Origin of the sequence: Herbaspirillum camelliae, assembly GCF_001929405.1 — a bacterium.
GTDB lineage: Bacteria > Pseudomonadota > Gammaproteobacteria > Burkholderiales > Burkholderiaceae_D > Herbaspirillum > Herbaspirillum seropedicae.
On the sequence record NZ_KV880769.1, the window covers coordinates 5,424,466 to 5,445,533 of the forward strand.

Sequence of the window (21,068 nt, forward strand, 5' to 3'; positions counted from 1 at the left end):
GCCGCCGCCAGCGCACTCGGACCGAGATGCCGATAATGGCAGTGGGCGCTTGACTTCGAGCGCACTCCAACTTCTAGACTGCTTGCCATGACGACTTCCCTGACCATTGCCCAGGCGGCCCAGGCTACCGGCCTGTCGGTGCATACCCTGCGTTATTACGAACGCATCGGCCTGCTCGATCCGGTGGAGCGGCGCGACAACCACCATCGCCGCTACACCCAGGAAGACCTGGACTGGATCGCCTTCCTGAAGAAGCTCAAGGCCACCGGCCTGCCGGTGCGCGCCATGCTGCGCTATGCCGAGCTGCGCCGGGCCGGCAATACCATGGAAAGCGTCAGCCAGCGCAAGGCCTTGCTGCAGGCGCATACGCTTTGCGTACAACACACCCTGGCCGAGCTGCAGGACAACCTGGCGGTATTGCAGCACAAGCTGGTCCTCTATGAAGAGCTGGAGCAGCAGGCCGGCGCGGCAGGCCGCGACACTGCAGCCAGCACTTCTCAACCTGAAAGGATGGCATCATGAGCGAACCCCTCACCTCGCACCTGCAAGCACACTCCCCCGTCGGCACCCGCCGCCTGGGCAGCAATGGCCCGCTGGTCTCGGCCATCGGCCTGGGCTGCATGGGCATGAGCGACTTCTACGCCCAGCGCGACGACGCCGAATCCCTGGCCACCATCGACCGCGCCCTCGAACTGGGCATCAACCTGCTCGATACGGCCGACATGTACGGCCCCTACACCAATGAAGAACTGCTGGGCCGCGCCATCAAGGGCCGCCGCGACAAGTTCTTCATCGCCACCAAGTTCGGCATCCGGCGCGATCCCTCCGATCCCGGCGCACGCGGTGTGGATGGCAGCCCGGCCTACATCCGCCAGGCCGTGGAAGGCAGCCTCAAGCGCCTGGGCGTGGAGACCATCGACCTCTACTACCAGCACCGCATCGATCCGGCCACGCCCATCGAAGTCACCATGGGCGTGCTGGCCGACCTGGTGCAGGCGGGCAAGATCCGCTACATCGGTCTGTCCGAAGCCTCGGCTGCGACGCTGGAGCGGGCGCACCGGGTGCATCCGGTGACGGCCTTGCAAAGTGAATATTCCCTGTGGACACGCGACCCGGAGGCCGACGTGCTGGCGGCCTGCCGCACGCTGGGCATCGGCTTCGTGGCCTACAGCCCGCTGGGACGCGGCTTCCTGACCGGCGCCATCCAGCGCTTCGAGGACCTGGCCGAGGATGACTTCCGCCGCAGCAATCCACGCTTCCAGGGCGAGAACTTCGCGCGCAACCTGCAACTGGCGGAAAAAGTGAAGGAAATGGCCGGGCAACATGGCTGCACGCCCAGCCAGTTGGCCCTGGCCTGGGTGATGGCGCAGGATCCACACATCGTCCCCATCCCCGGCACCAAGCGCCGCCGCTATCTGGAAGACAATACCGGCGCTGTTGGCGTGCGGCTGGCGCCCGAGGACCTGCAGGCGCTGGATGCGATCTTCCCGCGCGGGGCGGCGGCCGGGGAACGCTATACCGACGCCAGCATGAAGATGCTCAATGGCTGAGGCCGCAGCCCGACATCGGGCCGCTCAGTCCTCGCTGCTGGCCGCCGGGTGCTGGGCCAGTGGCACGAAACGGTTGCTGGCCGCATCCAGGGCCAGGATGGAGCCGGATTCGATGTCATAGACCCAGCCATGCAAGGCCAGCCGTCCCTGCGCCAGCGCCACGGCTACCGACGGATGGGTGCGGATGTTGTTGAGCTGGGCAATCACGTTCTCGCGCACCATGCCGTCGATGCGGTCCTTTTCGGTGGCATGCGGGCGCGACTCGTTGATCATGCGCGCCGCATCGGTGTGGTGCAGCCAGTTGCGCACGGCCGGCATGTGGTCCAGGCAGGCGCAGGTGGCCACGGCAGTCATCGCGCCGCAGTCGGAATGGCCGCAGATGACGATATCGGACACCTTCAACTGGGCCACCGCATATTCCACCGTTGCACTCACCCCGCCCGGCTCCGGTCCGAAGGAAGGCACGATGTTGCCGGCGTTGCGGATGACGAACAGGTCGCCCGGCTCGCGCTGGGTCACCAGCTCCGGCACCATGCGGCTGTCGGAACAGGAAATGAACAGCGCCTTGGGGGTCTGCCCGGTGGCCAGGGTCTTGAACAATTCCTTGCGGCTCGGGAAGACTTCTTGCTGGAAGCGCAGGAAACCGTTGATGATGTCGCGCATGGTTGGCGTTGCCTTCGTTCTTAAAAGCGACATTATGACGCGGATTTAGGCGAAGCCGGCACCGCCCGTCTTTACAGCAAGGAGAAGGCTGCCGCGGCACGGTCCGCCGGTCTGCTTTATACACAAATATCGAATTTCTTCTAGAGACCGCCCACATTTCCCTTTGATAGTCTTGCCCGCTCGATGCGCCCGTGGGTGCCATGCACACAGGTGCCGCATCAGTCTGTGCGCCGTGCGGCGGACAGCTTAATCACCACATCGGGGGAACAAATTGATAATCAGCAGGTATGTCACGACCGTGGCGGCAGTGGTCATGGTCTCGGCGCTCGCGGGATGCGCCTCGGAGGGCTCGCGCAGCGTCGCAGTGGTCAAGGTCGCCAGCGCCGGCCAGGCTTACCAGGGGGCGCGCAGCCCGATCGCCGTGGGCAAGTTCGAAAACCGTTCCAGCTACCTGCGCGGCATCTTCTCCGATGGCGTCGACCGCCTTGGCAACCAGGCCAAGACCGTGCTGATCACCCATCTGCAGCAAAGCAACCGCTTCTCGGTGATGGACCGCGACAACATGGGCGAACTGGCCCAGGAAGCCAAGCTGAACCAGCAGACGCAGGCCATCAAGGGTGCCAACTACGTGGTCACCGGCGACGTCAGCGAGTTCGGCCGCAAGGAAACGGGCGACCGCCAGCTCTTCGGCATCCTCGGTCGCGGCAAGTCGCAGGTGGCCTACGCCAAGGTCAGCCTGAACATCGTGGACGTGAACACCTCACAAGTGGTCTATTCGGCCCAGGGTGCGGGTGAGTACAGCCTGGACAACCGCGAGATCATCGGCTTCGGCGGCACCGCCAGCTATGACTCCACGCTCAATGGCAAGGTGCTCGACCTGGCCATTCGCGAAGCCGTCCAGAACCTGGTGACCGGCATCGATTCCGGCGCATGGAAGCCCTGACCCCACCCATCCACGCACGCAAGAGACTGACCATGATGAACAAGAAGCTCGCTGCCGGGTTCGCCCTCGGCCTGGTGCTGACCCTCTCCGGTTGCGCCAGCCAGAAGCCGAAGACCCTCTACGGCTGGGGCAACTACCAGGACCAGTTGTACAGCCACTTCAAGAACGAAGGCAACGGCCATGAAGCCGAGATCGCCGCGCTGGAAGAAAACCTGCAGAAGATGCGCGCCCGCGACGAGGCCGTTCCGCCCGGCTATCACGCCCATCTGGGCATGCTGTACGCCGCCGCCGGCAAGGATGACCAGCTGATCCAGGCCTTGCAGACCGAGAAGGCGCTGTTTCCGGAATCGACGGCCTACATGGATTTCCTGATGAACAACTACAGGAAGGGAGCGACCAAATGATCGCCGGAAAATGCAAGGCGCTGGCCGCCGCTGTGCTGGTGCTGCTGGCCACCGGCTGCGCCACCCAGCCGCAGAAACCCTACGACTATGCCGAGTTCAAGGCGGCTCGTCCGGCCTCCATCCTGGTGCTGCCGCCGGTGAACACGTCTGCCGAAGTGATCGCCCCCTATGGCGTGCTGGCGCAGGCCACCGAGCCGCTGGCGGAATCCGGCTACTACGTGATCCCGGTCTCGCTGGCAGCGGCGACCTTCCGGCAGAACGGACTGAGCAATCCCGACGAGATCCATGAACTGCCCGCCCCCAAGCTACGCGAGATCTTCGGCGCCGACGCGGCGCTGTACATCAAGATCATCCGCTATGGCACCTCCTACCAGGTGGTGCAGAGTGAAACGCTGGTGGCCGCCGAGGCCAGGCTGGTCGATCTGCGCTCGGGCAAGCTGTTGTGGGAAGGTTCGGCGCGTGCGTCCAGCCTGGAACAGCAACAGCATAACTCCAACGGCCTCATCGGCATGCTGGTCTCGGCGGTGATCAACCAGATCGTCAACACCACCAGCGACGCCAGCTACAAGATGGCCGGCATCGCCAGCCATCGCCTGCTGCGCGCTGGCAATCCCAACGGCCTGCTGCATGGGCCGCGTTCGCCGCAATACCAGAAGGACTGAGCACGCCCGGCCCAAAGCCGCTGCAAACCCAAAGCGCCGCTGCGAGATGATCGCAGCGGCGCTTGGTCATGGATCTGGCATAGACTGCCCGGCCGTCCGGAAAGGGTCAGTTGCCAGCCAACTGGTATTTGCGGATCTTGTCGTAGAGCGTCTTTTTCGGAATGCCCAGTCGTTCGGCAGCCACGGCCACACTGCCCTCGCTCTCCTTGAGCGCAGCGGCGATCAGCCCGGCCTCGAACTGCTCGACCTGCTCGGGCAAGCTCGACAGGACAGGCGTGGCCGACCAGACCGCGCTACCCGCCATTTGCTCCACCCCCAGCACCCAGCGGTCGGCGAAATTGCGCAGTTCGCGCACATTGCCGGGCCAGTCGCGCTGCTGCCATTGCTGCATCTGGGCGGCGCTCCAGGCGGGCAGTTCGCGTCGATAGCGCACCGCAGCCGCCTGGCAGAAATGGGCCAGCAACAACGCGATATCTTCACGGCGCTGGTTCAGCGCGGGCAAGTCGATCGCCACCACGCCGATGCGGTAATACAGGTCTTCGCGGAACTGGCCTTCGGCGGCCAGCTTGAGCAGATCGGCCTTGCTGGCGGCCACCACGCGGCAATCGATGGCCACCGACTCATTGCCGCCCAGGCGCTCCAGCCGGCGCTCCTGCAATACCCGCAAGAGCTTGACCTGTAGCGCCAGCGGCATGCTCTCGATTTCATCCAGGAACAAGGTGCCGCCGTTGGCATATTCCAGCTTGCCGATGCGGCGCTTCTGCGCACCAGTAAATGCGCCGGGCTCGTGGCCAAAGATCTCGCTCTCGAACACGGTCTCCGGCAAGGCCCCGCAATTGAGCGCCACGAACGGCCCCTTGCGGCCACTGGCGGCATGCAGCTGGCGCGCCACCACTTCCTTGCCAGTGCCGGTCTGGCCATTGATGAGCACATCCACATCGGCCGGCCCGAGGCTGCGGATGAGGGTGCGCACACGCTCGATGGCAGGCGATTGCCCCACCAGCGGCGGCAATTCCGGATCGTGCGCCCAGGCTTCGCGCAGGCGGCGGTTTTCCAGCACCAGGTTGCGCTTTTCCTGGGCGCGCAGGGCGATTTCCAGCAAGGTATCGGAGCTGAAGGGCTTCTCGACGAAGTCATAGGCGCCAGCGCGCATGGCCTCGACCGCCATGCCCACGTCGCCGTGTCCGGTCACCACGATCACCGGCAGGTCGCTGTCGATGGCCACCACCCGCGCCAGCACATCCAGTCCGGACAAAGCCGGCAGGCGGACATCGCTCACCACCACACCGGCGAAGTCGCGCGTGATCAGCGGCAGCGCCTCTTCGGCACTGCCGCAGGCGGTCACGGCAAAGCCGCCCAGCTCCAGTGCCTGCGCAGTGGCACGGCGCACGGCCTGTTCGTCCTCGATCAATAAGGCGCTGGCTGCGCCGCCTGGCTTGTCCATCAGGTCTCCATCTTCAACAGCGACAACAGCGGCAGCCGCACCACGAACTCGGCGCCGCCCTCTTCATGATTATGGGCGCTCAACTGTCCATTCATCGCCTGCACGATGGACGATGAAATGGCCAATCCCAGACCCAGCCCCTTGCTGGAGGACTTGGTGGTAAAGAAGGGCTCGAACAGATGCGGCGCGACCTCGTCAGCGATGCCGCCGCCCGAGTCGCGGATGCGCACCAGCGCATGCCCGCCCTCGACCTCCAGCACTACCGCAATGCGTTTGTGCTCGGCCTCTTCCACCGCATCCAGCGCATTGCGCAGCAGATTGATGAGCACTTGCTCCGTGCGGACCACGTCGCCGGTCACGCAGGCGGCGGCGCGGATGTCGATGCTGATCGTCGCACCCAGCTTCTGGCATTCGCTGGCCAGCAGCAGGCTGGACGCCTCGATGGCCTGGCTGAGATCGACACAGGCCACGGCCTCGCCGCTCTTGCGCGCAAATCCCTTCAACTGGGCGATGATCTTGCCCATGGTGGCGCTGGCGCTGCTGATGTATTCCAGGTTCTCAACGGCCTGGGCGCTTTGCCCGCGCGCCAGGAATTTCACCGCATTGTCGGCAAAGGCGCGAATGGCCGTCAATGGCTGGTTCAGCTCATGCGTGACGCCAGCAGCCATCTGCCCCAGCATGGCCAGCTTGCCGGCCTGCACCAGTTCATTCTGGGTGCTGCGCAACAGCGTCTCGGTCTGCTGCAGTTTCTCGTAGCGGGCTTCCAGCGCCTGGTTCGCTGCCGTCAGCTGGCCGGTGCGCTCGGCAATGCGCTGCTCCAGCTCGGCGGCGGCGCGGCGCAAGGCATCGCGGGAAGCCATCCTCTCTTCCAGACGGCGGCGATGCTGGTACCAGGCCAGCAAGGAAATGGCCAGCGCCACCATCAACAGCGCACAGGCCATGGCCCAGAGCATGGCCGTACGCTGCATGCGCGCCTGCGAGGGGAATAGCATCAACTGCCACCCCAGCCGCCCCACCGGGCGCGAGACATGGCTGCCAAAGCCGCTCTGCAAGGCCGGCGGCAGCGCCGACACCGGCGTGATGGGCAGGTCGGCATACTGGTGCGTGCCAGCCAGCGCCTGCTGCATAGGCGGGCTCAGGGCCTGCAGGCTGTGGTATTTCCACTCGGGCCGGTTGCTCAGGAACACCACGCCGCCGGCATCGGTGAGGGTGATCGGATCGGCGCTGCTGCGCCAGGTGTGCTCGAACTCGGCCAGGTCCACCTTCACCACCATGACGCCGATGGGCAGGTCGCCTTCGGCCTGGTCCTGGCGGCGATAGATGGGCTGGGCGATGAAATAGCCCGGCTCGCTGGAGATATTGCCGATGCCATAGAAGCGCCCTGCCCGCCCCTGCACGGCCTCGCTGAAATAAGGGCGGAAACCGAAGTCGCGGCCCACGAAGCTGAATTCATCGTCCCAGTTGCTGGAAGCCAGGGTCAGCCCGCGCCGGTCGAGCATGAAGATGCTGACTGCCTGCGATTGCTGCTGGATGGTCTTGAAGGCGCGATTGAGACGATCTACCGCCAGCGCATCGTCCGGATGCTGCAAGACCTGCCGCACATCGGCCTGGAAACCCAGGGCGAAGGGCAAGGCCTCGTATTTCTGCAAGATGGACTCCAGGTCCAGGGCAGCGATCTGCAATTGCGCCGCGCCCTGGGTCTTCTGGTCCACCTCGGCCTTGCGCAGCGCCAGACGATAGGTGGTCCCGCACACCAGCAGGGTGGCGACCAGGAACAAGGTCAGGATGAGCAGGTTTCGTCGGGCGCGCATGAAGAGAAAGGTCGAAAGCAGCGCGGCGCCCCGCAGGGCGCCGCGTTGAAGGCGTCATGATAACGCGCCCTGCGCCATCGGACGCAGCGGCGCTTGCCCCGACCGGTCAAGCCGGCTTGTGCAGCTTGCCGGCAGCGGCATCGGCCTCGCCCTGATGCTCGTCCGGGTTCATGGCGACATCGCCCTTGAGGTGGCCGTCGCGTTGCGGATCAGGCATGCGCAGGCTGATAATCAGGGCCACCAGGCACAGCGCACTCACGTACCAATAGAAGGCAGATTCCACGCCCGCCGACTTCAGCGACAGCGCCACGAACTCGGCCGAGCCGCCGAAGATGGCGTTGCCGACCGCATACGACAGCCCCACGCCCAGGGCCCGCACTTCCGGCGGGAACATCTCGGCCTTGATCAGGCCGCTGATGGAGGTGTAGAAGCTGACGATGGTCAGGGCCAGGATGGCCAGCGCCATGGCCACGCCGGGGCTGCTGACATCCTTGAGGAAATGCAGGATGGGGAAGGTGCCGACCATGCCGAAGAAAGCGAAGCAGAGCATGGAATTGCGGCGGCCGATCTTGTCGGAAATGGCGCCGAAGATAGGCTGCAGGATCATGTAGACGAACAGCGCGCCGGTCATGACGCCGTTGGCCACTTTCGGGTCCATGCCGGCGGTGTTGACCAGATACTTCTGCATGTAGGTGGTGAAGGTGTAGAACATCAGCGAACCACCGGCGGTGAAGCCCACCACGTTCAGGAAGGCGCGCTTGTGCTGCAGCAAGCCCTTGAGCGTGCCGGCGTCCTTCTTCTTGCGCGCGCCTGCCGAAGAGGTCTCGGCCAGCGAGCTACGCAGATACATGGCCACCAGTGCACCGACCGCCCCCAGGACGAAGGGTACGCGCCAGCCCCAGGCCATCAGCTCGGCCTTGGTCAGCCACTGCTGCATGCCGAACAGCACCAGCACCGCCAGCAGTTGGCCGCCGATCAGGGTCACATACTGGAAGGAGGCGAAGAAGCCACGACGGCCATTGGGCGCCACTTCGCTCATGTAGGTCGCCGAGGTGCCATATTCACCGCCCACCGACAGGCCCTGGAACAGGCGCGCCAGCAACAGCAGCGCCGGCGCCCAGGCGCCGATGGTGGCGTAGGTCGGCATGACGGCCACGGCCAGGGAACCGCCGCACATCATCAGCACCGAGATCAGCATGGAGGTCTTGCGGCCATGCTTGTCGGCGATGCGGCCAAACAGCCAGCCGCCGATAGGACGCATCAGGAAACCAGCAGCGAACACGCCAGCGGTATTCAACAACTGGCTGGTCGCGTCGCCCTTGGGAAAGAAGGCCGGCGCGAAGTAGATCGCGCAGAAGGAATAGACATAGAAGTCGAACCATTCGACCAGGTTGCCTGACGAAGCGCCAAGGATGGCGAAGATGCGCTTGCGGTATTCGGCCGCGCTCAAGGGGGTGCTCGCTTGCGTGGTGTCGCTCATGGAAATCTCCTGTGTGGGCCGCACCTCGTCCGCAGTGGATGGGGCAGCGGGTCGTCTTGCTTTTCTTGGGTAGGAACAAGGCAGGCGGAGACGCGACATGAAGCTGTCCATGTAGCAACGATGCTGGCCCGCATCAGGGGGTCTGTCTCCGTGCTTGCTTTTGTTTTGTTCGCTTATTGCAGGCTTCGTGCCAGCACAAGGTGACGCACGACAGAACGCCAAGTCATTGATTCAACAGGAAATATCCAGGACCCAGCGCTTGGGCCGAATGCGAGCAATGCGGATTCCCGGAATCCTGCCTTGCCGACTGTCCGGGAATCCATCCATTCCCCAACCGCTGCGCCCATGAAAAAGCGGCGCATGCCTTTCGACATGCGCCGCTTTCATGGTCTGAAGGGAAGCAGGCCGAGCCTGCAACTCATCAACCTATCAACCTAGCCTGCGATCAACGCTCCGACAGCGCATCCATGACGCACAAGGCGGTCATGTTGATGATGCGGCGCACGGTGGCCGACGGGGTCAGGATATGCACCGGCTTGGCGCAACCCAGCAGGATGGGGCCAATCGCCACGCCATTGCCCGACGCCGTCTTGAGCAGGTTGTAGGCGATGTTGGCGGCATCGATGTTGGGCATGACCAGCAGGTTGGCGTCGCCCTTCAACGGCGAATCCGGAATCACTGCATTCAACAGCTTGGAATCCAGCGCGGTGTCGCCGTGCATTTCGCCGTCCACTTCCAGCTCCGGCGCGATTTCGCGCAGGATGGCCAGGGCGTCGCGCATCTTGCGGGCCGATTCGCTGTTGCTGGAACCGAAGTTCGAGTGCGACAGCAGCGCGGCGCGCGGATGCAGGCCGAAGCGCCGCATTTCTTCAGCGGCCAGCATGGTGATCTCGGCCAGCTCGCGGGCGTTGGGGTTCTCGTTGACGTGGGTGTCCACCATCACCAACTGGCGATTGGGCAGGATCACCGCGTTCATCGCCGCATAGACATTGACGCCTTCGCGCTTGCCCAGCACCTGGTCGATGTAGTGCAGGTGCAGCTGGGTGGTGCCGTAGGTGCCGCAGATCATGCCGTCGGCGTCACCCTTGTGGATGGCCATGGAGCCGATCAGGGTATGGCGGCGGCGCATTTCCAGCTTGGCGTACTGCTCGGTGACGCCCTTGCGGCGCGACATCTCCAGGAAGGTCTGCCAGTAGTCGCGGTAGCGGTTGTCGAAGTTGGGGTTGATGACCTCGAAGTCGGTGCCGGCGCGCAGGCGCAGGCCGAACTTCTGGATGCGCTGTTCCAGCACTTCCGGACGGCCCACCAGGATGGGCTTGGCCAGGTTTTCATCGACGATCACCTGCACCGCACGCAGCACGCGCTCTTCTTCACCCTCGGCGTAGACGATGCGCTTCTTGGCCTCGGCGGCCTTCTTGGCGACCTGGAAGATCGGGCGCATGAAGGTACCGCTGTGGTAGACGAACTGCTCCAGCTTCTCGATGTAGGCGTCCATGTCCTGGATGGGACGAGCGGCCACACCCGAGCTTTCGGCAGCACGCGCCACGGCCGGCGCGATCTTGATCATCAGGCGCGGGTCGAAGGGCTTGGGAATGATGTATTCCGGGCCGAAGGACAGGTTGGAAATGCCATAGGTCGAAGCCACGATATCGGACTGCTCAGCCTGGGCCAGCTCGGCGATAGCATGCACCGTGGCGATTTCCATCTCGCGGGTGATGGTGGTGGCGCCCGAGTCGAGCGCACCACGGAAGATGTACGGGAAGCACAGCACATTGTTGACCTGGTTCGGATAATCCGAACGGCCGGTGGCGATGATGGCGTCGTCACGCACGGCCTTGACCTCTTCCGGCAGGATTTCCGGGGTCGGGTTGGCCAGCGCCAGCACCAGCGGACGCGCCGCCATCTGCTTGACCATCTCGGGCTTCAACACGCCGGCGGCGGACAGGCCCAGGAAGATGTCGGCGTCCGGAATCACCTCGGCCAGGGTGCGGGCCTCGGTTTCGCGGGCGAAACGTTCCTTGTCCGGGTCCATCAGTTCCTTGCGGCCCTTGTAGACCACGCCGGCCAGGTCGGTGACGTAGATGTTCTCGATGGGGAAGCCCAGGTCGACGATCAGGTCCAGGCAGGCGAGCGCAGCCGCGCCGGCGCCGGAGACCACCAGCTTGACGTTCTTGATGTCCTTGCCCACGACCTTCAGGCCGTTGAGGATGGCCGCGCCGACGATGATGGCGGTGCCGTGCTGGTCATCGTGGAAGACCGGGATCTTCATCTTCTCGCGCAGCTTGCGCTCGATGTAGAAGCATTCCGGCGCCTTGATGTCTTCCAGGTTGATGCCGCCGAAGGTCGGCTCCAGGGCCGCGATGACGTCGATCAGCTTGTCCGGGTCGGTTTCATTGATTTCAATGTCGAAGACGTCGATGCCAGCGAACTTCTTGAACAGCACGCCCTTGCCTTCCATGACCGGCTTAGAAGCCAGCGCACCGATGTTGCCCAGTCCCAGCACGGCGGTGCCGTTGGTGATCACGGCCACCAGGTTGCCACGGGCGGTGTAGCGGAAGGCGTTGAGCGGGTCGGCCACGATTTCTTCGCAGGCCGCGGCCACGCCGGGAGAATACGCGAGGGAGAGATCACGCTGGTTGGTCAGCAGCTTGGTGGGCGTGACAGCGATCTTGCCCGGGGTCGGAAACTCATGGTAGTCCAGCGCTGCCTGACGAAGTTGCTGACGCACTTCTTCTTTCTTACTGATCATCGAATCCATACTCTGTATTCTCTAGTTGACTTGCGAAGAGGAATGATTCTAGCAGAGGTCGGCCCCCAATCATAGGCCGACGGACTCATGCTGCCCCGCGCAAAGCCTTTTCGGGACTGGCTTTGCGGCCTGTCAGGCGAAGCCCATGATGTTCGCGAACATGCGCTTTCAAGGGCCAGATGACGTCCGGTTGTCGTGTGATACGCGCAATTGCGCGCAGCTTCATTTCCCATCCCACAGGCTGCCAGTCCCTCTCCAGCGGCGGTATTGGGGAAAACCCCTAGCGCGCTGATGCAGCGCAACCAAGCCTGTGCGCAGCGCAACATCGGCGCAGATGCGCGATATTGTGCTCCAGAAGCCATGACGGATTGGTTACAATCCCCGCATGCTTTCCGAATTCGAACTCATCGCGCGCTATTTCAGCCGACCGACCGCTCCCGACAGCCGCACTGCGCTTGGCGTGGGGGACGACTGCGCGCTGATGACGCCGGCGCCGGGGATGCAATTGGCCATCTCCAGCGACATGCTGGTCTGCGGTCGCCATTTCTTCCCCGATGCCGATCCTTTCACGCTGGGCCACAAGTGCCTGGCCGTCAATCTCTCGGACCTGGCCGCCATGGGCGCGCAGCCGATCGCCTTCACGCTGGCGCTGGCGCTGCCGGAAGCCCGGGCCGACTGGCTGGAACCCTTTTCGCGCGGCATGCTGGCGCTGGCCGATGCGCATGGCTGCGAACTGATCGGCGGCGACACCACCAAGGGGCCGCTGACCATCAGCATCACCGTCTTCGGCGAAGTCCCCCCGCAACAGTCACTGCGCCGCGATGCGGCGCGCGCCGGCGATGACCTCTGGGTCTCAGGCACGTTGGGCGATGCGCGCCTGGCCCTGGCCGCCTATCGCCAGGAATGCGCGCTCAACGCCGACGAATTGGCGCTGGCCGCGCCGCGCATGCATGCGCCCACCCCGCGGGTGGCGCTGGGCCTGGCCCTGCGCGGCATAGCCCACGCCGCCATCGACATTTCCGACGGCCTGGCCGGCGACCTCGGCCATCTCCTGCAGCGCTCGCACGTCGGCGCCACGCTGGACGTGGACGCACTGCCCGCCGGCGCGGCGCTGCAACAGCGCGACCTGCACCTGCGCCGCCGCTTCACGCTCTCCGGCGGCGACGACTATGAACTCTGCTTCAGCGCCCCGGTGCGCCAGCGCGACGCCGTCTACAAGGCCGCCCAGGCCGCCGGCACCGCCGTCACCCGCATCGGCAGCATCGACGCCGCCCCCGGGCTGCGCCTGCTGGACGCCTCCGGCGAAGCCCTGCAGGAGACGCCGGATTCCTTCGACCATTTCCGTTCATGAACCAAGCTTCCTCGCCCTTCCCGCCGCCGCCCGCCGCCCCCAGAAAACGCAAGCCCACCCCGCATTTCATGCTGGCCCATCCGGCCCACTGGATCGCCCAGGGCTTTGGCAGCGGCCTCTCGCCCATCATGCCCGGCACCGCCGGCACGCTCTTCGCCTGGCTCTCCTATGCCGTGCTCAGCACCCGCTGGCCGCAGGTGTTCACCGCCGCCAACTGGCTGGTCATCATTGCCGCCGGCTTCATCATCGGCATCTGGGCCTGCCAGCGCACCGGGCAGGCGCTGAACTCGCCCGACGACGGCAGCATGGTCTGGGACGAGATCATCGCCTTCTGGCTGGTACTGGTGCTGGTCATGCCGGCCAGCCTGAAGACGCAGTTCGCCGCCTTCGTGGTGTTCCGCTTCTTCGACATGGTCAAGCCGCCGCCGATCGCCTGGTTCGACCGCCGCTTCAAGGGCGGCTTCGGCGTGATGTGGGATGACATCGTGGCGGCCTTCTATACCCTGCTGGTGTTTGCGTTCTGGCGCACTTATTGGTGATGTGAAGTGAACAATCCTCCTCTGTCCGATACAACAAATCCTGACAAGGGAGTATGCTAGGGCCCGCAAGTCGTTGATCAACCGACCGCGACCCGGCCCGCTGCAGATACCGGGATCGCGGCACAGCTGAGGATGAGACTCATGGACAGCACCTTAGACCTAGCCACCCGCGTCGGCCAGACGCTCAAAGCCAAAGGCCTGCTCCTGGCCACTGCCGAATCCTGCACCGGCGGCGGCATCGCCCACGCCATCACCGAAATCGCCGGATCGTCGGAATGGTTCGACTGCGGTTTCGTGACCTATTCGAATGCTTCCAAGAATGAATTGCTGGACATCTCCGAAGCCCTGATCGCCCAGCACGGCGCGGTCAGCGAAGAGATCGCCGGCGCCATGGCCGAAGGCGCCATTGCCAACAGCAGTTCGGACGTGGCCGTATCGACCACCGGCATCGCCGGCCCCGGCGGCGCGGTGCCGGGCAAACCAGTCGGCACCGTCTGCTTCGGCTGGCGCGTGGGTGACAAGACCTATACCGAACGGCTGGTCTTCAAGGGCGACCGCCAGCAGGTGCGCGCCCAGACGGTGGAGCACAGCCTCAAGGGCCTGCTCAAGCTGCTGGCCGACTGAACCTGAATCGCCCCGCCCAAGACAAAGGCGGCGCTCCGCGAGGAGACGCCGCCTTTTTCATGCCCGCATGCGCAGGCCGATTCGGATGCAGATCAGCGGAAGCGGTTGATGGCGTCGCGCGTCTCGATGGCCACGCGGCGCGCCGCCGCGGCGAAGTCCTCGCCGGCCTGCGGCGTGGCGTAGAGGATGGCGCGCGAGGAATTGATCATCATGCCGGTGCCGGCGGCGGTCTTGCCAGCGGTCACGGTGGCTTGCACATCCCCACCCTGCGCACCCACACCTGGCACCAGCAGCGGCATGTCACCGATGATGGCGCGCACCTGGGCCAGCTCCTGCGGGAAGGTGGCGCCGACCACCAGACCACATTGACCGTTGGTATTCCACTTCTCGGCCACCAGGCGCGCCACGTGCTGGTACAGCGGCTTGCCATCGACTTCCAGGAATTGCAGGTCGGAGCCGCCGGCGTTGGAGGTGCGGCACAGCACGATCACGCCACGATCCTTCCATTCCAGGTAGGGCGAGACCGAATCCCAGCCCATGTAGGGGCTGACGGTGACGACGTCGGCGTCGTAGCGCTCGAAGGCTTCGCGGGCATATTGCTCGGCGGTGGCGCCGATGTCGCCGCGCTTGGCGTCCAGCACCAGGGGGATGTCAGGGTAGTTGGTGCGCAGATAGGCGCAGATACGTTCCAGTTGCTCTTCCGCGCCCAGCGCGGCGAAATAGGCGATCTGCGGCTTGAAGGCGCAGGCCGCTTCGGCGGTGGCATCGATGATGGCGCGGCAGAATTCGAAGATCGCATCAGGCTTGCCCTGCAGCTCGGCCGGGAATTTCTTGAGGTCGGGGTCCAGGCCGACGCACAACAGGGAATTGCGCGAAGTCCACGCAGCGTTGAGTTTCTCGATGAATGTCACGGTGGTGCCTTTAACTGAAAGATGCGCTATTGTAGCGCGCCGGCCTGCCCCAATCTCGTTTTTTGACTGATGTTCCGCGGTTTTCACAGAACATCGGGCACTTCATGCGGATATTCTGGTCTTACGCGCTCCCTTTGCTTCACTTTTTGCTACGAGGAATGACAAAATGAAAAAACTCTTCGCCTGGCTGGCCATCGCCCTCACGGCCCTCACCCTCTCCGGCTGCGGCTACAACGACTTCCAGGCCAAGGATGAAGCCACCAAGGCCGCCTGGGGCGAAGTGGTCAACCAGTACCAGCGCCGCGCCGACCTGATCCCCAATCTGGTCAACACCGTCAAGGGCTATGCCGCCCACGAGAAGGACACCCTGGAAGCCGTCACCCGCGCCCGGGCAGCGGCCACCAGCTTCCAGATCACCCCGGAAGTGCTCAACGACCCCAAGGCCTTCGCCAAATTCCAGGAAGTGCAGGGCCAGTTGTCCTCGGCGCTGTCGCGCCTGATGGCCGTCTCCGAGAACTATCCGCAGTTGAAGGCCGACACCAGCTTCCGCGACCTGCAATCGCAGCTGGAAGGCACCGAGAACCGCATCACCGTGGCCCGCCAGCGCTACATCGCCGCCGTCCGGGACTACAACATCCTGGCACGCAGCTTCCCCACCAATCTCACGGCCAAGCTGTTCAACTATGAAGTGAAGCCTTCCTTCACGGTGGAAAACGAAAAAGCCATCTCGACCGCCCCCACGGTCAACTTCGGCAAGTAAGCCGGGAGTTCGGACTTGGCCATGCGCAAGTTGCTCCTGAGCTGCTGGCTGCTGGCGTGGCTGGCCCTGGCCGGCCCGGCCCGCGCCGATGACGGCCTGGTGCCGGTGCCGCCGCTGTCGGGGCATGTGATCGACCAGATCCACCTGCTGCAAGCACAGCAGCGCCAGGCGCTCGAAGGCGTGCTCACCGAGATCGAGCAGCGCACCGGCAGCCAGATCGGCGTGCTGCTGATGTCCTCCACCGCCCCCGAAGCCATCGAGCAATACAGCATCCGCGTGGCCGACGCCTGGAAGCTGGGCCGCAAGGGCATCGATGACGGCGTGATCCTGATCGTCGCCAAGGACAATCCCAAGTCGCTGCGCCGCCTGCGCATCGAAGCCGGACGCGGCGTGCAGGGCAGCCTGACGGACGCGCAATCCAAGCGCATCCTGGAAGACGTGATCGCCCCGCATTTCCGGCAGAACGACTTCTATGGCGGCCTGGCCGCCGGCGTGACCGCCATCACCACTCTGCTGGAGCAGGAAAAACTGCCACCGGCCAAGCGCCAGGCCGGCACGGTGCAGACCAGCGATGGCGGTGGCTGGATCACCTTGCTGGTGATCGGGCTGTTCCTGGTGGTGTTCTTCAGCGTGCTGCTCAAGTCCCGACGCGGCAGCCGCAACAATCTCAACGACAATGACTGGGGACGCGGCCGCAGCACCACCGCAGGCGTCATCATCGGCAGCATCCTGGATGAAGCCGCCCGCCAGGCCAGCTCCGGACGCGGCTGGCCGCGCTCGGGTGGCAGCGGTGGCGGCGGTGGCTTTGGCGGCTCCTCGGGAGGCGGGTTTTCCGGCGGTGGCGGCAGCTTTGACGGCGGCGGCGCCTCGGGAGACTGGTGACATGCCTCACAACCATACCTCACCCTCAATGCCTACGCGCCTGCTGCGCCACCTGCGCATGACCCGGGCGGCAGCGCGACGGGCGTTTCCGTCCACCACGCTCAAAGCCATCCAGGCCAGCATCGGCGCAGGCGAGCGGGAGCATCGCGCCCAGGTGCGCGTGATCGTCGAAGCGGCGCTGTCACTGGGCGCCGTGCGACGCGGCGACAGCGCCCGGCAGCGCGCGCATGAATTGTTTTCGCATTACCGCATCTGGGATACCGAAGAAAACTGCGGCGTCCTGGTCTACATCAACCTGGCGGACCGCAAGGTGGAGATCGTGGCGGATCGCGGGGTCAATGCCCGTGTCACGCGGGAGCAATGGCAGCAGGTCTGCCGGGCGATGACGGCCGGCTATGCCCAGGGTGAATATGAAGCCAGCACGCTGCAGGCGCTGGCGAGCCTGCACGAGATCCTGGGGAAGGTCCTGCCGCGGGAACCGGATGCCACCGGCGATATGCCCAACGAACTCTCCGACAAACCCTTGCTGCTCTGACGCGATGAAGATGCTCTTCTGGCTGTTGGCGCTGGTCGCGCTGTTCTTCATCCTGCGACTGATCCTGCGCCGCTCGACGCGGCCGCAGCAGCACGCCCTGCTGCCGGCCCGTTATCGCCCGCCCTCCTACTACAACAGCGTCAGGTACTCCAGCCCCGGTGTAGCCGGCGGCAATGGCGCCGCCTGGGCCGGAGATGCCAGCAACGGCTCCGACAGCGCTGCCGATGGTGGCAGCAGTGGAGACTGCGGCGGCGGGGATGGAGGCGGTGGCGGTGGCGGCGACGGCGGTGGCGGCGGCTGCGATTGAAGCGCCGGCCTGCTGATCAACCGTTCTCGTAGACCCACTGCAACAAGGCATCCTGCGCCTTCTGCCCATTGGGCGCAGCCGGATGATTGATCAGGAACACCACCACATAAGTCTTGCCCGAGGCCGCCTGCACATAGCCTGCGATGGAGCGCACGTCATTGAGCGTGCCGGTCTTGATGTGCGCCTGCCCGGCCACGCCCTGGGTCTTCAGGCGGCGGCGCATGGTGCCGTCATAGCCGACCAGCGGCAGCGAGGAAACGAATTCCGGCATCAGCGGCGAGCGCCAGGCCTGCAGCAGCACATTGGCCAGCAGGCCGGGCGTGACGCGCTCGATGCGCGACAGCCCAGCGCCGTTCTCGATGGCCAGGCCATTGGTATCGATGCCCTTGTCGCCGAGCCAGCCACGCACCGCGCGCGCGGCATTGACCGGGTCGCCAGGCTGGCCGGTCATCTCCGCGCCCAGGGTGAGCAAGACCTGGCGCGCCATCACGTTGTTGCTGTACTTGTTGATGTCGCGGATCACCTCGGGCAGCGCGGGTGATTGCACCTCCACCATCATCCGCGCCGATGGCGTGACCTGCCCATCGAGCACACGGCCCGCAAAGCGGCCGCCGAGATCGGCCCACATCTGTGCAAAGCTCGCCCCCACATACTGCACATTGCTCATGCGATAGGGATGCACGTACCACACGCGCGCGCCGCAATCGGCGGAATAACTGCCGCTGAAGGTCGCGCCGCTGACGTCGTTATTGAGCATGAGCTTTCCCTGCCAGTCGCCGCAAGGCTCCTGCGACAGGCGCGGCGGGGTGATGGTGAAACCGGCCATGGGCGGATCCATGCTCACCGAGACCGTACCACTGGCCGCATCCGGCTCGAAGCGGAAGGCCTGGGTGCGATAGTTCAGCAACAGTGCGTCGGGGCCGGCGTTATAGGGCTTTTGCGGATCGCCGTCGAACTGCGCCGGATCATAGCTGGCCGGCGCAAAATAGCTGCGGTCCAGCACCAGGTTGCCACGGATATCCTGGATACCGCGTGCACGCAACTGGCGCAGCAGCAGCCAGAAATTCTCCAGCACCAGTTTGGGATCGCCGCCGCCCTTGAGGATCAGGTCGCCATTGAGCACGCCCCCGGCCAAGGTCCCGTCGATATAGGCCTGGGTCTTCCAGGTAAAGGTCGGCCCCAGCATTTCGAGGGCGGCATCGGTGGTCACCAGCTTCATCACCGAGGCCGGATTGAAAGGCTGGCCGATGTTATTGGAGACCAACACGCGCTTGCTGCCCTCGGTGTCGATCACCAGCACGCCGGTATTCTGTTGCGGGATATGCGCCACGCGCAGCGCGCCGACCACCGCAGGCGGCAGGCTCTGGGCGAAGGCATGGCCCATGGGCAACAGCAAAGCCGCCAGCAGGGGCAGGCAAGACAGACGGGAACAAGGAAGACGAACAGGGAGGCGCAGCACAGGACGAAGCATGATGGAACCTGGAATGAGGGCCCATCATTATAGGGGAAGCCGGCTGTGCCTTGCCCGGGGAGCGCGACGCGGGCCACTTGCGTTAGGTCAGGAATGGTCAACTTGCTGACATGAGCATGTCACGGCAATATGCGACAATCTTCGCCTACTGTCAGGGAGGCACCACCCCGACGGCGAACAGGACCCAAGAAAAATACCACCATGCCCTCCAGTTCCCCTCCGTCGCACAAGACCGCACCGCTGCGTGAGCGGCTGGCGGTCTGGCGCGAGCTGCTCAATCCGCTGGCGCTGTTCAGCCAGCGTCGCGGCCACCCCGACGATCCCCCACCGGAGGCGCTCATCGGCAAGGGCGTGCGTTTCGTCAAACGCATCTACCTGTTGCGCACCATCGGGCTGGGCGTGGGCTTCCTCTGCGTGGCGGCAGCTTTCGTGCAGCAGCCAGTGGCCTGGCCGCTGTGGGCGCTGCTGATCTTCCATGGCTTTCTGTGGCCGCAAGTGGCGCGCGCGTGGGCGCTCAACAGCCTCATCCCCTACCGCGCCGAGCGCCGCAACCTGGTGATCGACGCCGCATTCGGCGGCTTCTGGATCGCCGCCATGCACGGCAATCTGGTGCCCAGCGCCGTCATCCTCTCCATGTTGTCGATGGACAATATCGCCGCCGGTGGCATGCGGCTCTTCATGCGCGGCCTGTATGCCAGCATCGCCGCCTGCGCGCTGGGCTGGTGGCTGCTGGATGCGCACTGGGCGCCGCAATCGGACCTGCCCACCATCCTGGCCTGCCTGCCGATGATGGCGCTCTATCCGCTGGCGCTGGGCAAATCCACCTACGATATGTCCAAGAAACTGGCCGAGCGCTCGCGCCAGTTCGAGATCGTCAGCCAGGTGGATGGCCTGACCCGCCTGTTCAACCGGCGCTACTGGGAGAGCCTGCTCATCGAGGAGTTCGGCCAGCGCCGCAAGGCGCCCGGCGCCCAGCAGAAAGAAGCCTTCCTGCTGCTGCTCGACCTGGACCACTTCAAGCGCATCAACGATACCCTTGGCCACCTGGTGGGCGATGAAGTGCTGCGCAACTTTGCCCAATTGCTGCGTACCCATCTGCGGGAAGAAGACCTGATCGGGCGTTATGGCGGCGAGGAATTCGTGGTCATCCTGCGCAACATCACCCATGCCGACGCACTGCATCTATCGCAGCGCCTGGTCGAGCGGGCGCGCGCCGGCAAGGAAGGCGTCAATAATTTATACGGTTGCACCGTCAGCGCCGGACTGGTCCCCTTCACCTCTGACATGGAGGCGCATTTCGTCTGGCTGCAGCGCGCCGATCATGCAATGTACTGCGCCAAGGAAAACGGCCGCGACCGGCTGGTGGTATGGGAAGCTACGCTGGTGCGCAAAGCCGAGCCGGCAACGGTATGCTGAATCTTGCAGACACAAAAAAGACCGATGTCTTCGGGGCCGCCACGAGACCACTGTGAAGACATCGGCCTAGGGAAATCAAGGGCGGGGCGATCGGCAGACCAATAGGCTAGGTTCCTGAGAAAAATGCCTGTGCCGATGCCCGGCCACTGCCGCAACGAGCGGCAAAGCGGGCTGCGAAAAGCCCGCTAGATTAGTACTGGCAGTGCCTCCAGTACTAAAAGCGCGAGCAGCGCGCCAAACACCGCGCCGACTGCCCTCAAACTGGTGCGTACCAGCCGCGACGCCACCGGCACCTCACCACAGAGCAACAGGCCCGCCAGCGCCATGGGAAGGAAGAACATCAGATTGTTCATGATGAGGTTGGGCATGATGCGTCTCCTTATCGAGTTTTTATGATGCTGACCAGACTCTTGCGGGGCTTGCCTCGACTTGAGTATAGGCTGCACACCATAGAAGACAAGAGCAACACTCCCAGATTCGGTGCTGCACAGCAGCGTGGAGGCGGGCCGCGCGCCCGGATGAAGCATAAGGCGTCAGATCAGCGCTTGTTGCAGATGCACAAATTT

Annotated in this window: 21 protein-coding genes; 13 read left to right on the top strand and 8 right to left on the bottom strand. The window is 64.5% G+C overall.

Annotated features, from left to right (window positions below; genetic code table 11):
• Positions 1-87 precede the first annotated feature (87 nt).
• Together BGK68_RS24275 and BGK68_RS24280 are read left to right on the top strand one after the other, a co-directional pair.
• Positions 88-522, top strand: a complete 435-nt coding sequence (locus BGK68_RS24275; RefSeq protein ID WP_075259182.1) for a MerR family transcriptional regulator — start codon at positions 88-90, stop codon at positions 520-522.
• Positions 519-1,550 (top strand): aldo/keto reductase, encoded by a 1,032-nt coding sequence (locus tag BGK68_RS24280; RefSeq protein ID WP_075259183.1) that lies wholly within the window; start codon positions 519-521, stop codon positions 1,548-1,550. The genes BGK68_RS24275 and BGK68_RS24280 overlap by 4 nt, the downstream gene beginning before the upstream one ends.
• 24 nt (positions 1,551-1,574) lie before the next feature.
• On the opposite strand, the gene BGK68_RS24285 is transcribed toward BGK68_RS24280, so the two are convergent.
• The gene (locus BGK68_RS24285; RefSeq protein WP_013235298.1) at positions 1,575-2,213 is read right to left on the bottom strand and encodes a carbonic anhydrase; all 639 of its coding nucleotides are present in this window, start codon (positions 2,211-2,213) and stop codon (positions 1,575-1,577) included.
• Between the two features lie 274 nt (positions 2,214-2,487).
• Between BGK68_RS24285 and BGK68_RS24290 the strand changes: the two genes are divergently transcribed.
• From BGK68_RS24290 to BGK68_RS24300, 3 genes are read left to right on the top strand one after another with little or no spacing between them, the layout of a single operon-like run.
• Positions 2,488-3,156: a CsgG/HfaB family protein gene (locus BGK68_RS24290; protein ID WP_075259983.1), complete on the top strand. Its 669-nt coding sequence runs from the start codon at positions 2,488-2,490 to the stop codon at positions 3,154-3,156.
• A 32-nt stretch (positions 3,157-3,188) separates the two neighbouring features.
• Entirely contained in the window at positions 3,189-3,560 is a 372-nt protein-coding gene (locus tag BGK68_RS24295) for a DUF4810 domain-containing protein (RefSeq protein WP_075259184.1), read from the top strand.
• Positions 3,557-4,222, top strand: coding sequence for a DUF799 domain-containing protein (locus BGK68_RS24300; protein WP_075259185.1), 666 nt, complete (start codon positions 3,557-3,559; stop codon positions 4,220-4,222). The genes BGK68_RS24295 and BGK68_RS24300 overlap by 4 nt, the downstream gene beginning before the upstream one ends.
• A 106-nt stretch (positions 4,223-4,328) precedes the next feature.
• Here BGK68_RS24300 and BGK68_RS24305 read toward each other — a convergent pair whose 3' ends face one another.
• From BGK68_RS24305 to BGK68_RS24320, 4 genes are all read right to left on the bottom strand, one after another.
• Entirely contained in the window at positions 4,329-5,666 is a 1,338-nt protein-coding gene (locus BGK68_RS24305) for a sigma-54-dependent transcriptional regulator (protein ID WP_075259186.1), read from the bottom strand.
• Positions 5,666-7,477, bottom strand: a complete 1,812-nt coding sequence (locus tag BGK68_RS24310; RefSeq protein WP_075259187.1) for an ATP-binding protein — start codon at positions 7,475-7,477, stop codon at positions 5,666-5,668. Before BGK68_RS24310 ends, BGK68_RS24305 begins: the two co-directional genes overlap by 1 nt.
• 106 nt (positions 7,478-7,583) lie before the next feature.
• Positions 7,584-8,957: an MFS family transporter gene (locus tag BGK68_RS24315; protein ID WP_075259188.1), complete on the bottom strand. Its 1,374-nt coding sequence runs from the start codon at positions 8,955-8,957 to the stop codon at positions 7,584-7,586.
• Positions 8,958-9,402: 445 nt separating this feature from the next.
• Complete coding sequence (locus BGK68_RS24320; RefSeq protein WP_075259189.1) at positions 9,403-11,715, bottom strand: NADP-dependent malic enzyme; 2,313 nt, start codon at positions 11,713-11,715, stop codon at positions 9,403-9,405.
• A gap of 376 nt (positions 11,716-12,091) precedes the next feature.
• On the opposite strand from BGK68_RS24320, the gene thiL reads away from it, so the two are divergent.
• From thiL to BGK68_RS24335, 3 genes are all read left to right on the top strand, one after another.
• The gene (gene thiL / locus BGK68_RS24325; protein WP_075259190.1) at positions 12,092-13,057 is read left to right on the top strand and encodes a thiamine-phosphate kinase; all 966 of its coding nucleotides are present in this window, start codon (positions 12,092-12,094) and stop codon (positions 13,055-13,057) included.
• Complete coding sequence (locus BGK68_RS24330; protein WP_075259191.1) at positions 13,054-13,596, top strand: phosphatidylglycerophosphatase A family protein; 543 nt, start codon at positions 13,054-13,056, stop codon at positions 13,594-13,596. The genes thiL and BGK68_RS24330 overlap by 4 nt, the downstream gene beginning before the upstream one ends.
• Before the next feature lie 141 nt (positions 13,597-13,737).
• Entirely contained in the window at positions 13,738-14,220 is a 483-nt protein-coding gene (locus BGK68_RS24335; protein WP_075259192.1) for a CinA family protein, read from the top strand.
• 92 nt (positions 14,221-14,312) lie between these two features.
• Here BGK68_RS24335 and pyrF read toward each other — a convergent pair whose 3' ends face one another.
• On the bottom strand, positions 14,313-15,131 hold the full coding sequence (gene pyrF, locus BGK68_RS24340; RefSeq protein WP_075259193.1) for an orotidine-5'-phosphate decarboxylase: 819 nt from the start codon (positions 15,129-15,131) through the stop codon (positions 14,313-14,315).
• 166 nt (positions 15,132-15,297) lie between these two features.
• Between pyrF and BGK68_RS24345 the strand changes: the two genes are divergently transcribed.
• From BGK68_RS24345 to BGK68_RS28100, 4 genes are read left to right on the top strand one after another with little or no spacing between them, the layout of a single operon-like run.
• A complete protein-coding gene (locus BGK68_RS24345) occupies positions 15,298-15,891 on the top strand; it encodes a LemA family protein (RefSeq protein ID WP_075259194.1) in 594 nt (197 codons plus the stop codon).
• 21 nt (positions 15,892-15,912) lie between these two features.
• Positions 15,913-16,773, top strand: coding sequence for a TPM domain-containing protein (locus BGK68_RS24350; RefSeq protein ID WP_198937253.1), 861 nt, complete (start codon positions 15,913-15,915; stop codon positions 16,771-16,773).
• 1 nt (position 16,774) lies between these two features.
• Entirely contained in the window at positions 16,775-17,308 is a 534-nt protein-coding gene (locus BGK68_RS24355) for a TPM domain-containing protein (protein ID WP_075259196.1), read from the top strand.
• A gap of 10 nt (positions 17,309-17,318) precedes the next feature.
• The gene (locus BGK68_RS28100) at positions 17,319-17,615 is read left to right on the top strand and encodes a hypothetical protein (protein WP_198937254.1); all 297 of its coding nucleotides are present in this window, start codon (positions 17,319-17,321) and stop codon (positions 17,613-17,615) included.
• Positions 17,616-17,631: 16 nt separating this feature from the next.
• Here the strand turns inward: BGK68_RS28100 and dacB are convergent, their stop codons facing one another.
• Entirely contained in the window at positions 17,632-19,086 is a 1,455-nt protein-coding gene (gene dacB, locus BGK68_RS24365) for a D-alanyl-D-alanine carboxypeptidase/D-alanyl-D-alanine endopeptidase (protein ID WP_143433154.1), read from the bottom strand.
• Between the two features lie 201 nt (positions 19,087-19,287).
• Between dacB and BGK68_RS24370 the strand changes: the two genes are divergently transcribed.
• Positions 19,288-20,502: a diguanylate cyclase gene (locus BGK68_RS24370; RefSeq protein ID WP_083657887.1), complete on the top strand. Its 1,215-nt coding sequence runs from the start codon at positions 19,288-19,290 to the stop codon at positions 20,500-20,502.
• 185 nt (positions 20,503-20,687) lie between these two features.
• Here the strand turns inward: BGK68_RS24370 and BGK68_RS24375 are convergent, their stop codons facing one another.
• Positions 20,688-20,870: a hypothetical protein gene (locus BGK68_RS24375; protein ID WP_041311042.1), complete on the bottom strand. Its 183-nt coding sequence runs from the start codon at positions 20,868-20,870 to the stop codon at positions 20,688-20,690.
• Positions 20,871-21,068 lie beyond the last annotated feature (198 nt).